Origin of the sequence: Amycolatopsis sp. WAC 01375, assembly GCF_003947325.1 — a bacterium.
Classification (GTDB): domain Bacteria; phylum Actinomycetota; class Actinomycetes; order Mycobacteriales; family Pseudonocardiaceae; genus Amycolatopsis.
Map to the genome: position 1 here is coordinate 94,838 of NZ_QHHW01000026.1, position 13,014 is coordinate 107,851.

Sequence of the window (13,014 nt, forward strand, 5' to 3'; positions counted from 1 at the left end):
ATCCTCCTATCCCTCATCCCACCGGAATACCGCCGGCGAGTTCACTGCGGCACTATCTTTTCCAGAAACCGCCGCGCGGCCTCCCGCCCGCTTTCGAAGAGGCGCTTCTTCTCCTCTTCGCCGAGCCCGAAGTCGACGGCGGAAATCCCGGTCGTGTCGACGTAGACCGTCCTCCGGTTCACACCTTCCTCGTGCAACCGGTAACGATTCCAGTCCGACAGCAGGGTTTCGAGCGAACCGATGGCGATCCGCAACGCACTCTTCACCGGCTTGTCCCTGCCGCCCACGGGTTCCCCGGAAAGCTTCACGCCCCAGGTCGGCCACCGCGGCTTCTTCGTGTCGGTCCGGTCGAAGACGGTGATGGGGAAGTTCGACAGCAGGCCGCCGTCGACCCAGGTGACCGTGCCCTCGGGGCGGACGTCGAACTGCACCGGCCGGAAGTAGAGCGGGATCGACATCGACGCGCGGACGGCGTCGACGATCTTCTCCGCGCCGGGGTCGCGGCCGTACTGGGAATAATCCCAAGGCAACCGGACGAGGACACGGCGGGTCAGGTCGCTGACGTGGACGACCAGGGAATACCGTTGGTACGGAAGCAAAGTACCTTCGGGATCCTCGATGGCGAGATCGGCGAAAGTGCGCACACCGACCTCTTCCAGCAACGGCGTGAGCCATTCGACGAGATAGTCACCGGAATGCATCCCGTCGTGCAGGAGCAGATCGACGCCGTCGCCGATCGGGCCGGTGACCTTGTCGAGCAGGGACTGGTCCTGGAACCGGCGGCAGTCCATGTCGTTCATCACCGCTTCCAGACCGCCGAGATCCTTCCCCGCCTTCTGATAGGCGGCGACCAGCGTCGCGACGATCGCCCCGGCGCTCGTCCCGGCGATCCGCGGGAACGAATAGCCGGCTTCGTGCAACTCCAGCACCGCACCCAGCAGCCCGATGCCTTTGACGCCGCCGCCTTCGAGTACGAGATCGACGTTTTTCCGAGAATCACTCATGGCCCATCACCCCTGCGACCGCGACCACCGGATGTCGGCGGTACCCCTCGCGGAAATCGAGTGTGGCACAGCGTGAGACGGAGGAATCCGCCGTTCACCCGAATGGCACGGAAACAGCTGGTTCTTTTGCGAGAGAACCCGAGTTCGTTAATTTCCCGCTTCCCTTAAGGACATTCTGTGGCGCGGGAAATAATGCAGATACAAAACCGAGGACTCGATTCGGTATCGGCTGTTCAGCGTCGCGGGCCGGTGCGCCGATGGCGGTTTCGCGTGCCTGGATGGACGACACACGTGATGGGGTGGACGACACGCGTGGTCAGGCGGACGAGGCCCCACGCGTGTCGTCCACTCAGTCACGCGTGTCGTCCGCCGGATCACGCGAACCCGGTGCCTGAAGGGGTGCTCAGAAGAGGCGGAACTCGTCCGACTCGATGCCGCGCAAAGCGTCGTAGTCCAGCGTGAGGCACCGGATACCCCGGTCCTCGGCCAGCACCCGTGCCTGCGGCTTGATGATCTGCGCCGCGAAGACGCCCTGCACCGGCGCCAGCAGCGGGTCGCGGTTGAGCAGTTCGAGGTACCGCGTCAGCTGCTCGACGCCGTCGATCTCACCGCGCCGCTTGATCTCGACGGCGACGCTGGCACCGTCGCCGTCGCGGGCCATGATGTCGACCGGGCCGATCGCGGTCGGGAATTCCCGCCGCACCAGGGTGTAGCCGTCGCCGAGGGTCTTGATGTGCTCGGCGAGCAGTTCCTGCAGGTGCGCCTCGACGCCGTCCTTCTGCAGTCCCGGTTCCGCGCCGAGTTCCTGGGCGTGGTCGTGGAAGATCTCGTCGATGGTGATGACGAGCTTCTCCCCCTGCTTGTTCTCGACGATCCACAGCTTGCCGTCCTCGATCAGCCAGCATGGCGGGCTCATCCAGTTCAGCGGCTTGTAGGCGCGGTCGTCCGAGTGCACGGACACCGAGCCGTCGGCCTTCACGAGCAGCAGCCGGGTGGCCATCGGCAGATGGGCGGTCAGACGGCCAGCGTAGTCGACCTGGCAGCGAGCGATCACAAGGCGCACCACGCGAGGGTAGGACAAGCATGGCGATACTGTGCGCATGGACCCCGTTCAGCGTGTCAGCTCGCGTGAGGTGTATCGGAACAACTGGATGATCGTGCGCGAGGACGCCGTCCGGCGGCTCGATGGTTCCGAGGGGATCTACGCCGTCGTCGACAAACCCACCTGCGCCGTGGTGATCCCGTTCGACGGCGCCAGGTTTCACCTGGTCGAGCAGTTCCGCTATCCGGTCGGGATGCGGCGCTGGGAGTTCCCGATGGGCACCGCGCCCGAACTTGCCGACGTCCCGCCGCTCGACCTCGCCGCCCGCGAACTGCGGGAGGAGACCGGGCTGATCGCGGGTTCGATGACCGACCTCGGCACCACCGACGTCGCGCCCGGATCTTCGAGCCAGCGCGGGCGCGTGTTCCTCGCCACCGATCTCACACAGGGTGAAACACAGCGCGAGGTCGAGGAGCAGGACATGCGGACAGCGTGGTTCGAACGCGGGGAGTTCGAGAAGATGATCGCTTCGGGTGACATAACCGACGCCCAGACGCTGGCCGCCTACACGCTTCTGCTCATGCACGAACGAGTGTCATGAAACCCAGCCCGCGGGCGTGCAATGAAGGACGCTTTCATTGCAAATTTTGCTATGAAAGCGTCCTTCATTGCACGGGGGGCACTCAGTCGGGCCACACCGGGGAGCGCTTCTCCAGGAAGGCCGCCATTCCCTCACGCGCCCCCGGCAGCTGCGACGCCGAGGCCATCACCTCCAGCGCCAGCGCGTAGGCGTCGGCCTCGGGCCGGTCCAGCTGCGCGTAGAGAGTCTGCTTGCCCATCGCCTTGCTCGCCCGGCTTCCCCGCGTCGCGCGCCCGAGCAGTGAGGCGACGGCTTCGTCGAGCGAGTCGTCCGGGACCACGCGGTTCACCAGACCCCAGTCCAGTGCGGTCGCGGCGTCGACGACGTCGCCGGTGAGCGCCAGTTCCATCAGCCGTTTCCGTCCGATAGCGCGGGCCACCGGCACCGCGGGGGTGTGGCAGAACCAGCCGCCCTTGCCACCCGGGAGGGCGAATCCGGCGGATTCGGCGGCGACGGCGAGGTCGCACGAGGCCACCAGCTGGCAGCCCGCCGCGGTCGCCAGCCCGTGCACCCGCGCGACGACGACCTGCGGCACCGACTGCATCGTGCCCATCAGGTCCGTGCACAGGCGCAGCAGTTCGCGCACGCCCATCAGGTCGCGCGCGGCGACGTCGCCGAAGTCGTGTCCCGCCGAGAACACCGGCCCGGCGCCCGCCAGGACGATTCCGGTGGCGTCGGTCCGCCCGGCCTCGCGGAACGCCGCGAGCAGCTCGGCGAGGTGGTCCGCCGACAGTGAGTTGCGCCGCGCGGCGCGGTTCATGGTGATCGTGACGGTGTCACCGTCCCGCTTCACGAGGATGTGCTCGTACTCGGCCATGCTTCGACGGTAACCGACCGGAACGTCCGGCGATACGAATCGGGGCCGACACCGACGTCGGCCCGCAGCCGTCGTCGCAGGTTGGCGGCGGTGCCGAGGCCGGAACGCCGCGCGACCCGCTCGACCGGGAGCTCGGTGGTCTCCAGCAGCCGCCGCGCGAGCCGCACCCGCTGCGCGCGCAGCCACCGCCCCGGCGTCACCCCGGTGGCCGCCGCGAACTCGCGGTGGAAGGTCCGCTCGCTCAGCCCGGCGTGACCGACGAGGTCGTCGACACCGATGTCGTCGGCGATCCGCGCCAGCGCCCAGTCCATTGTGGACGAAACACTCGGCCGCGACGGCTTGGGCGGCAAGGGGCTGTCGACATACTGCCGCTGGCCGCCTTCCCGCGCGGGCGGCATCACGAGGCGGCGGGCGAGGGCGGCGGCGATCTCGGCGCCGTGATCGCGGCGCACCAGGTGCAGGCAAAGGTCCAGCCCGCCGACCACACCGGCGGACGTCAGCACGTCACCCTCGTCGGTGAACAGGACGTCCCGCTGGACGACGGCGTCGGGAGCGGCGGCTTCGAGGTCGTCCAGCAGCCGCCAGTGCGTGGTGACGGACCGGCCGTCGAGCAACCCGGCCGCGGCGAGGGTGAAGGCCCCGGAACACAGCGACGCCACGGTGATCCCCGCTCGGCGGGCCTTGCGCAGCGCGGCGACGGCCGCCGCGGGCACCTCGGCGTGCGGATCGACCCGGCCGGGTACGAGGACGAGATCGCAGCCCGCCAGTCCGCTCAGCCCATGGGTGGCCTCGACCTGGCCGAACGGGTGAGTGGCGATCCGGCCGCGGCCGGACGCGCAGAGCCGGACTTCGAAGGGGCCGATGCCGCTGTCGGTCCGGTCCACGCCCCAGACCTCGCCGATCACGCCCAGATCGAAGGACCGGCTGCCCGGCAGGAGGAGCACACCCACGGTTCTCATGGCAGAAAAGTACCGCATCGCGCTTCTTCTGCCACTCCCCTCCGGCGACGGAACGCGTGAAACTCGAAGCCATGACCACTGAGAACAAGGCCCTGCTCGTGATCGACGTCCAGCGCGGCTTCGACAAGCCCGTCTGGGGCCCGCGCAACAACCCCGGCGCGGAGGCCAACATCAAGGCGCTCGTCGACGCCTACCAGGAGCGCGGGCTGCCGATCGTGCTGGTGCACCACGATTCCGTGAAGCCCGGCTCGTCGCTGCAGCCCGGCCAGGAGGGCAACCACTTCAAGCCCGAACTCGACGGTGTGCGCGCGGATCTGGTGTTCGGCAAGAAGGTCAACTCGGCTTTCCACGGCGACATCGATCTCGACGGCTGGCTGAAAACGCGCGGGATCACCTCGTTCGTGCTCGCCGGTATCCAGACGAACTTCTGCTGCGAGACCACCGCGCGCGTCGGCGGGAACCTCGGCTACGACGTGACTTTCGCACTCGACGCGACCTTCACCTTCGACCTCGCCGGGCCGGACGGCAGCGTCCTGACCGCCGACGAGCTGTCCAAGGCGACCGCGACGAACCTGCACGGCGGCGGGTTCGCCACGGTCACCTCGACGAAGGAGATCCTGGCGAGCCTTTGAGGCGTGATGGGCTCGCCCGCCGACGTTGCGAAAGCCACTTTCGCAACCTGCAACGTTGCGAAAGTGGCTTTCGCAACCTGCCACCACCGAGGCGCGGCGCGAGTCTCAGGCCCGGTCGATGACCGCCTTGAGGAACCGCCGCGTCCGGTCGTGGTCCGGATCGTTGAACAGCTTGTCCGGTGTGGCGTCCTCCAGCACCTGCCCCTGGTCGAACATCATCACCCGATCCGAGACGTCCCGCGCGAACTGCATTTCGTGCGTGACACAGAGGATCGTGATGTCGGTGGACGCCGCGATCTCGCGCAGCACGCGCAGGACGTCGGCGACCAGTTCCGGGTCGAGTGCCGAGGTCACCTCGTCCAGCAGCAGCACGTCCGGCCGCATCGCGAGTGCGCGGGCGATCGCGACACGCTGCTGCTGGCCACCGGAAAGCCGGCTGGGGTGCTCGTCCTTCTTGTCCGTGAGCCCCACCATTTCCAGCAGTTCGACGGCACGCGCCTCGGCCTCGTCCCGCGCGACGCCGAGCGAGTGGATCGGCGCTTCGGTGATGTTGCGCAGCACGTTCATGTTGGGGAACAGATTGAACTGCTGGAACACCATGCCGATCCGCTTGCGCGCCTCCCGCAGGTACTTCTCGTCCGCGGGCACCAGTTTCTCGCCGCGCTTCATGTGACTCAGGTAGTCGCCGCAGATCTCGATGGTGCCGCCGTCGACCTTCTCCAGAGTCATCAGCAGCCGCAGGATCGTCGTCTTGCCGGACCCGCTCGGCCCGATCAGCGAAACGAATTCCCCTGGCGCGACAGTGAAATCGAGGTCCCGCAGCACGACGTGCTCGCCGTAGGACTTGACCACCTGCGAGAACCGGATCATCGGGGAATCAACTGTGGGCGGCACGTCGCTCCAACCTTCTCACCAGAATCGAAGCCGGCAGGCTCACCAGCAGGAACAGCACCCCGGCCAGGGTGTACGGCTCGACGACGCGGAACGTTTCGGCGCCGACCTCTTTCGCCCGGTTGAGCACGTCGAGGACACCGATCCCCAGCAGCAGCGGGGTTTCCTTGAACATCGAGATCGTGTAGTTGCCCAAAGCGGGCAACACCCGAGGGACCGCTTGCGGCAGGACGACCGCCGCCCACACCCGTTGGCGTGGCAGGTTCAGCGCGGTCGCGGCCTCCCACTGTCCTCTCGGGACGGCCTCGATCCCGGCCCGGTACACCTCGGCCGCGTACGTCGCGTAATGCACGCCGAGCGCCACGACACCGGTGACGAACGCCGACATCGTGAAACCCGTCAGCGGCGGCACCAGGTAGTAGATCGCGAACACCTGGATCAGCAACGGGGTACTGCGGACGAACTCGATGAACAGCGTGACCGCCTGCGACAGCACGGGAATCCCCGTGCGGCGGATCAGCGCGAACACCAGCCCGAGCGCGTAGGCGACGGCCGAGGCGAGCAAGGTGATCTCGACCGTGACGAGAAGACCCTCCAGCAGCAGAGGAATCGAATCGAAGGCCGCTTCCCAGCTCCAGTCCATCAGATACCCCCCGCCGCGGCTGTCATCTTCGACGGTGCCCTGCCGAGGCGCCGCGCCGCGACCCGCTCCAGTGCCCGCATCCCGCTGGTGATCAGCAGGGCGATGAGCAGGTAGAGCACGAGTTCGGTGCCGTAGATCCAGCCGATCTCGGAGCCGAACACCGGCCGCAGCAGTTCACCTTGCCGTGCCATCTCCGGAACGGCGATGAACGAGAGCAGCGCCGTACTCTTCAGCAACTGGATGAACAGGTTGTTGAACGGCGGCAGCATTTCCGCGAACGCCTGCGGCAGGATCACGCGCCGCATCCGCTGGGCGGGTGTCAGGTTGAGCGCGATGGCTCCTTCGAACTGTGCCCGCGGGACCGAATTCACCGCACCGCGCACGATCTCGGCGCCGTACGCGCCGTGATTCAGCCCGAGCACGAGGATCCCGGCGAACATCGGGACCAGTTGAAAGCCCACCAGCACGGGCAGGACGAAATACAGCCAGAACAGCTGGACGACCTCCGAGGTACCGCGGAAGATCTCCACGTACACCCGGGAAATCCCCCGCACGAGCCGGGACGGCGATCTCAGCGCGAGCCCGGCGACCAAGGACAGCACCACGGTGAGCGCGATCCCGCCGAACGCGGCGGTGACGGTCGCGGTCAGTCCACTGAGGACGGTCGTGATGATATGCGACACCGACGACGACATGACGTCAGCCCCGTTACACCGCGCAGAGTTTCTCGGTGGTGACGTCGGGCTTCGGCAGGTTGGCCGCCGTGAACCCGAACGGTGTCACGATCTTGGTCCATTCGCCGCTGTCCTGCAGCTTCTTGAGTTCGGCGTTGAAGGCCTCACGCAAGGGGTTGTCGTCCTTGCGGAAGACGAAGGCGCCGGCGGAAACGACCGGCTTGCCGTCCTTGATCGGATCGAAGCCGGGCGTGACTTCGGCTGCCGCGCCAGGGCTCTTGCTCAGCACGTCCTTGAGGGAGATGTCGGTGAGAGCGGCGCAGTAGACCCGGCCGTCGGTGACCGCGCGGAGCATGTTGTCCTGCGAATCGAGGGTGACGATCTGGTCCTCGGCGACACCGGAGTCGGTGGCGTACCCCTTCTCCACGGCCGCCGAGAGCACGGCGACCTTGACCTTCTTGGCCGCGATGTCCTCGAACTTCAGCACCTGCTGCGGATTTCCCTTGGGTACCAGCAAAGCGGTCAGCGCCGAGTAGTCGGGGATCGAGAAGGCCGCCGCGTCGCACCGCTCCTTCTTGATGTTCATCCCGGCCGCGACGATGTCGTACTTCCTGGCGTTGAGCCCGGGGATCAGCTGGTCGAACGAGACCGCTTCGGCTTCCACGTTGTCGATGCCCATGGCCTTGAAGACGGCTCGGGCGACTTCGGGGGCTTCCCCGGTGACCTTGCCACCCTGGTCCGTGAAACCGTAGGGCGCTTCGTTCGCGATTCCGATCTTGATCTTCTTGGAGCTTTTCGCCGCCTCCAACGCGTTCCCGGAGGTCGTTGTCGTGCACGCGGACAACAGCACCGGACCGCCGATCGTCACCGCGCCCAGAACAGCCGACCGCCGGAAGAATTCTCGCCTCGACCACTCGCCGCGCGCCATCGCCGCACCCCTTTTCGATTAATCGGTTCAATCGAAACGTAGGTGGGTACCTTTGTCCCGGCAATGTGAGCGGCTCACCCACCAGTGGCCGTTACGGTACCGAGATTAACGGTGACGTTAAGTGCTCAGACCGTGGCGCTCCCGCACCAATCCGACAATTCCGTCCATGATGTCGGTGAGTTCGTAGTCCTTCGGCGTGAACACCCTCGCGATCCCTCGCTCCAGCAAGAGCTTCTCGTCGTCGGGCGGGATGATCCCGCCGACGATGACCGGGACGTCACCCGCGCCGGCGGCCCGCAAGCCGTCCACGACCTGCGGCACGACCTCGAGATGCGAACCCGAGAGCACCGAAAGCCCGACCACGTGCACGCCCTCCTGGACGGCGGCCGCGACGATCTGCTCCGGCGTGAGCCGGATGCCCTGGTACACCACCTCGAACCCGACGTCACGCGCCCGGACGGCCACCTGCTCGGCGCCGTTCGAATGCCCGTCGAGGCCGGGTTTGCCGACCAGGATCCGCAGCCGCTCGCCGATCTCGGTGTTCGTCGCCTTGACCCTGTCGCGGACGCGGCGGAGTTCCGCGTTGCCCTCGCCCGCGGCCGCCGACGCGGAAACCCCGGTGGGAGCACGGTATTCGCCGAACACCTCGCGCAGCGCACCCGACCATTCACCGGTGGTGACACCGGCGCGGGCACACTCGATCGTCACCTCGAACAGGTTCTCCGACGTTTTCGCGATCGCCTTCAGCTTCGCCAGCGCCGACTCGGCGGCCGCGCTGTCGCGGTGCGTCCGCCATTCGTCGATCGCCGTGACGGCCTGCTTCTCGACGGCGGGGTCGATCGTTTCGATCGCCTTGGCGCCCTCCGCTTGCAGCGGGGAGGGCTCCGTGGTCTCGAACTTGTTGACCCCGACCAGGATCCGCTCGCCGTTCTCCATTCCGCGCCGGTACTCCGCGAGCGAGGCGACGAGTTGCGACTTCATGTAGCCGCTCTCGACGGCCGCGACCGCGCCACCGAGATCCTGCACTCGCGCGATCTCCTCGCGCGCGCCCGCCATGATCTCGTCGACCTTGGCCTGGATGACGTGCGAGCCGTCGAAGATGTCCTCGTACTCCAGCAGGTCGGTCTCGAACGCGAGCACCTGCTGCATCCGCAGCGCCCACTGCTGATCCCACGGCCGGGGCAGACCGAGCGCCTCGTTCCACGCGGGCAGCTGGATCGCACGGGCCCTGGCGCCACGGGAAAGCGAGACCGCGAGCATCTCCAGCACGATGCGCTGGACGTTGTTCTCCGGCTGCGCCTCGGTCAGTCCCAGCGAGTTGACCTGCACGCCGTAACGCAGCCGCCGCGCCTTGGGATCCGTGACGCCGTAACGATCCCGGGTGATCTCGTCCCACAGCGCGGTGAACGCGCGCATCTTCGACATCTCTTCGACGAACCGCACACCGGCGTTGACGAAGAACGAGATCCGCGCGACCACCTTGGCCATGTCGGCCTGCTCGACCTGCCCGGAATCCCGGACCGCGTCGAGGACGGCGATCGCCGTGCACAACGCGTACGCGACCTCCTGCGTCGGCGTCGCGCCGGCTTCCTGCAGGTGATAGCTGCAGATGTTGATCGGATTCCACTTCGGCACGTGGTGCACGGTCCACGCGATCATGTCGGTGATCAGGCGAAGACTCGGACCCGGCGGGAAGATGTAGGTGCCGCGGGAGAGGTATTCCTTGATGATGTCGTTCTGCGTCGTGCCGGTGAGCTTGGCCAGCACTTCGTCGACGTCACGTCCCTCGGCTTCGGCCTGCTCGCGCGCCACGGAGACGTAGAGCGCCAGCAGCCACATGGCGGGCGCGTTGATCGTCATCGACGTGTTGGCCTCGGCGAGCGGGATGCCGTCGAACAGGCGCCGCATGTCGCCGATATGCGAGACCGGGACGCCGACCTTGCCGACCTCGCCCTTGGACAGCTGGTGGTCCGGGTCGTAGCCGGTCTGCGTCGGCAGATCGAAGGCGACCGAGAGACCGGTCTGCCCCTTCGCCAGGTTGCGGCGATACAGCTCGTTGGACGCGGCCGCGGACGAGTGGCCCGCGTAGGTCCGCATCACCCAGGGGCGGTCCCGTTCACGGTCCGTGGGATAGGGCACGGTGCACCTCCGGCGCTGGACGACCGCCCGAGCATACCGGCCGGTAACATCGGCCGCGTAGTTGAATCGAACACAGTCGGGTCATTCTCCGGCGACAGGTTCGTGGCGCTGCCGTGCCTCGTCCACGGCTTTCGCGAGCTTTTCCCGCACCTTCGCCACATCGCTGACACCCACAAGGATGACCGGCGCCTCGCGATCCTTCCCGGTGCCCGCACCGAAGTTCGCCGACGCCCACGCCAGCACGCCGAGCCTGCCGAAGGTGATCGTCCCGGTCTTGCCGGGCCCCGGCGTGACCACGGGATCGGCCAGCCCGGCCAGCTCCTGGGACCTTTCCTTGCGACGGACCAGCGAACTGGTCTCGATGACCCGGCCGTCCGTCACGGCGTAGGTCGTCGAAGCGAGCCTGAGGTAGCGGATCAGCGGCCTGCCGGCGAAATGGAACACCCCCGCGACGGTGAGCACGGCCCACGCGGCCACGTGGAACGCCGTGTCGTGGTTTCCGGCGAAGAACAGCGTGACGCCGCCGAGCCAGAGCAGGCCGACGGGGACGTTGAAGTAGTCGCCGGGATTGAAGAGGGGCCTGCGCACCGGCTGTCCGGCCCAGACGACCCGTTCGCCTGGAAGGAGGTCGATCTGCCCCTCATGCATGCCACGGCACCCTACCCGTCCGCGAGGCGGGCGAGGAGTGTCCGTTCGTCGGTTGCTAACCGGCCGGACGGACCTGGTGAGCCGTCACGATCAGGTCGCGGACGTGGTACCCGTCCGCGATCCTCACCAGCCTCGGAGCTGCGGTTCCGGCGTCACGGTTCGTCCTGCCACCGAGGAAACCCGTGGACAGGCCGTCGTCGAAGGTGATGGTGCCGGTTCCACCCGGATGCTCCACCAGCCGTGGTGCCCCCAGATCACTCAGATACCGCGACGTGACTTCACCACCCCTGCGCCGGACGACGACACGTCGATCGGTCACGACGAACGAACTCGTCCGCGTTTCGAGGTAGCGCTTGATGCCCTTGCCGATCCAGAGCAGCAAGATCACCGACGGCACCACGTAGACGATCCGCGACACGGGCCCCCGCGTCGCGGGATAGAGCAGGAACCCGATGAACAACAACCCCGGCACGCCTGTCAGGTCACTCGTCTCGACGAGCGGAACGCGCCGCGGCGCGCCTTCCCAAAGCAGGCGCTCACCGGACAGCAACGCCCCATCCCCCAGCTGCATGGACGGACGATAAGCCCGCTTCCTCCCGCTGACCAGGGCTTTGCCGGAATCGTGACCGGGGACTGTGACCGAAATCCGGGAGACGGCGCCCGCGGGCGCCGTCTAGCGTGAGTGACCGTGACCTGGAGTTCGTACAGCAGCTATCTGCTCATCGTCGTCCTGATCGTCCTCGCGCCGGGGCCGGACACGATGATCATGCTCAAGAACTCGCTGTCCGGCGGCACCCGCGGCGGCTTCCTCGCCACGGCGGGGATCTTCGTGGCCAACACCGTCCAGGGCACCGCGGCCGCGCTCGGCCTCGGTGTCGTCATCGCGCAGTCGCAGCCGGTGTTCGTGACGCTCAAGTGGGTCGGCGCCGCATACCTCGTCTTCCTCGGTTTCCAGGCGCTGCGCGGCGCGTGGCGCGGCGACTACTCCGGCGTCGCGGCGGTGAAGCAGCAGGGAGCGAGCGGATTCCGCCGCTTCCGCGAAGGCTTCCTCTCCAACATCACCAACCCCAAGGTGCTCGTGCTGTACCTGTCGGTGCTGCCGCAGTTCCTCGACCCCGCGACGACGTCGGCGTGGCACGCGCTGCTGCTCGCCTACACCGTCGCGGTGCTGGGCGCGATCTGGCTGATGACGCTGCTGTTCTTCGTGCACCGCGTGCGCACCTGGCTGGAACGCCGCAAGGTCCGCCGCGCACTCGACGGTGTCACCGGGACCGCGCTGGTCGGTTTCGGCGCGGCATTGGTGCTCGAGTCATGACCTGGGGTGTCTACGGCGGTTTCGCGCTGATGATGCTGGCGCTGGCGCTCGTCCCCGGTCCGGACAACATGGTGGTGCTGAAGAACGCGCTCTCCGGCGGTATCCGCGGCGGGGGCTGGGCCTGTTTCGGGGTCGGCGTCGCGAATCTCGCGCAGGCCACCGCCGCCGCGCTCGGTCTCGGCGCGGTCATCATGAACTCGCGGCCGGTGTTCGAAGCCGTGAAGTGGGCCGGTGCGGCTTACCTCTGCTACCTGGGGATCCGGGCGTTGATCGGCGCCTACCGCGGCGATTACGGGCAGCTCGCCGAGACCGCAGCCGCCCGGCGGAGCGGATTCCGTCGCTGGCGGGAGGGCTTCCTCTCCAACGTCACCAATCCGAAGGTCCTCGTGCTGTACCTGTCGGTGCTGCCGCAGTTCCTGATCCCGGGTGTCACCGGCACCGGCGACGCCTTGCTGCTGGCTTACACGATCGCGGCGGCGGGCACCATCGCCCAGCTTCTGCTGCTGTTCTTCGTGCACCGCGTGCGCACCTGGCTGGAACGCCGCAAGGTCCGCCGCGCACTCGACGGTGTCACCGGGACCGCGCTGGTCGGTTTCGGCGCCGCTCTCGTACTCGAGTAACCCCTTCGGCCGTTCACGCGATACTCCGTATGTCGCAATGGCGCGACCTCAGGGAGGCTTCG

At 67.4% G+C, this 13,014-nt stretch carries 15 protein-coding genes; 4 read left to right on the forward strand and 11 right to left on the reverse strand.

Annotated features, from left to right (window positions below; translation table 11 throughout):
• Positions 1 to 41 precede the first annotated feature (41 nt).
• On the reverse strand, positions 42 to 1,004 hold the full coding sequence (locus tag DL991_RS16025) for a patatin-like phospholipase family protein (RefSeq protein ID WP_125785110.1): 963 nt from the start codon (positions 1,002 to 1,004) through the stop codon (positions 42 to 44).
• A 403-nt stretch (positions 1,005 to 1,407) separates the two neighbouring features.
• A complete protein-coding gene (gene nucS, locus DL991_RS16030; protein ID WP_199746492.1) occupies positions 1,408 to 2,067 on the reverse strand; it encodes an endonuclease NucS in 660 nt (219 codons plus the stop codon).
• A 37-nt stretch (positions 2,068 to 2,104) separates the two neighbouring features.
• Here nucS and DL991_RS16035 point away from each other — a divergent pair, with 37 nt between their 5' ends.
• Entirely contained in the window at positions 2,105 to 2,647 is a 543-nt protein-coding gene (locus tag DL991_RS16035; protein WP_125785111.1) for an NUDIX hydrolase, read from the forward strand.
• Positions 2,648 to 2,729: 82 nt separating this feature from the next.
• On the opposite strand, the gene DL991_RS16040 is transcribed toward DL991_RS16035, so the two are convergent.
• Together DL991_RS16040 and DL991_RS16045 are read right to left on the reverse strand one after the other, a co-directional pair.
• Positions 2,730 to 3,503, reverse strand: a complete 774-nt coding sequence (locus DL991_RS16040; protein WP_125785112.1) for an enoyl-CoA hydratase-related protein — start codon at positions 3,501 to 3,503, stop codon at positions 2,730 to 2,732.
• Entirely contained in the window at positions 3,476 to 4,462 is a 987-nt protein-coding gene (locus DL991_RS16045) for a GlxA family transcriptional regulator (RefSeq protein ID WP_125785113.1), read from the reverse strand. Before DL991_RS16045 ends, DL991_RS16040 begins: the two co-directional genes overlap by 28 nt.
• Positions 4,463 to 4,533: 71 nt before the next feature.
• On the opposite strand from DL991_RS16045, the gene DL991_RS16050 reads away from it, so the two are divergent.
• A complete protein-coding gene (locus DL991_RS16050) occupies positions 4,534 to 5,094 on the forward strand; it encodes a cysteine hydrolase family protein (protein WP_125785114.1) in 561 nt (186 codons plus the stop codon).
• Positions 5,095 to 5,199: 105 nt separating this feature from the next.
• Here DL991_RS16050 and ehuA read toward each other — a convergent pair whose 3' ends face one another.
• From ehuA to DL991_RS16085, 7 genes are all read right to left on the reverse strand, one after another.
• A complete protein-coding gene (gene ehuA / locus DL991_RS16055; RefSeq protein ID WP_125785227.1) occupies positions 5,200 to 5,964 on the reverse strand; it encodes an ectoine/hydroxyectoine ABC transporter ATP-binding protein EhuA in 765 nt (254 codons plus the stop codon).
• Positions 5,965 to 5,971: 7 nt separating this feature from the next.
• A complete protein-coding gene (ehuD, locus tag DL991_RS16060; protein WP_125785115.1) occupies positions 5,972 to 6,628 on the reverse strand; it encodes an ectoine/hydroxyectoine ABC transporter permease subunit EhuD in 657 nt (218 codons plus the stop codon).
• On the reverse strand, positions 6,628 to 7,323 hold the full coding sequence (ehuC, locus tag DL991_RS16065) for an ectoine/hydroxyectoine ABC transporter permease subunit EhuC (RefSeq protein ID WP_125785116.1): 696 nt from the start codon (positions 7,321 to 7,323) through the stop codon (positions 6,628 to 6,630). The genes ehuD and ehuC overlap by 1 nt, the downstream gene beginning before the upstream one ends.
• Before the next feature lie 13 nt (positions 7,324 to 7,336).
• The gene (ehuB, locus tag DL991_RS16070; protein WP_125785117.1) at positions 7,337 to 8,230 is read right to left on the reverse strand and encodes an ectoine/hydroxyectoine ABC transporter substrate-binding protein EhuB; all 894 of its coding nucleotides are present in this window, start codon (positions 8,228 to 8,230) and stop codon (positions 7,337 to 7,339) included.
• Positions 8,231 to 8,347: 117 nt separating this feature from the next.
• Positions 8,348 to 10,369, reverse strand: a complete 2,022-nt coding sequence (locus tag DL991_RS16075) for a protein meaA (RefSeq protein WP_125785118.1) — start codon at positions 10,367 to 10,369, stop codon at positions 8,348 to 8,350.
• A gap of 81 nt (positions 10,370 to 10,450) precedes the next feature.
• The gene (locus tag DL991_RS16080) at positions 10,451 to 11,017 is read right to left on the reverse strand and encodes a hypothetical protein (RefSeq protein WP_125785119.1); all 567 of its coding nucleotides are present in this window, start codon (positions 11,015 to 11,017) and stop codon (positions 10,451 to 10,453) included.
• Between the two features lie 55 nt (positions 11,018 to 11,072).
• The gene (locus DL991_RS16085; RefSeq protein ID WP_125785120.1) at positions 11,073 to 11,588 is read right to left on the reverse strand and encodes a hypothetical protein; all 516 of its coding nucleotides are present in this window, start codon (positions 11,586 to 11,588) and stop codon (positions 11,073 to 11,075) included.
• A gap of 117 nt (positions 11,589 to 11,705) precedes the next feature.
• On the opposite strand from DL991_RS16085, the gene DL991_RS16090 reads away from it, so the two are divergent.
• Positions 11,706 to 12,332: a LysE family translocator gene (locus DL991_RS16090; protein WP_125785121.1), complete on the forward strand. Its 627-nt coding sequence runs from the start codon at positions 11,706 to 11,708 to the stop codon at positions 12,330 to 12,332.
• Entirely contained in the window at positions 12,329 to 12,952 is a 624-nt protein-coding gene (locus DL991_RS16095; RefSeq protein WP_125785122.1) for a LysE family translocator, read from the forward strand. Before DL991_RS16090 ends, DL991_RS16095 begins: the two co-directional genes overlap by 4 nt.
• The last annotated feature ends 62 nt before the right edge of the window (positions 12,953 to 13,014 follow it).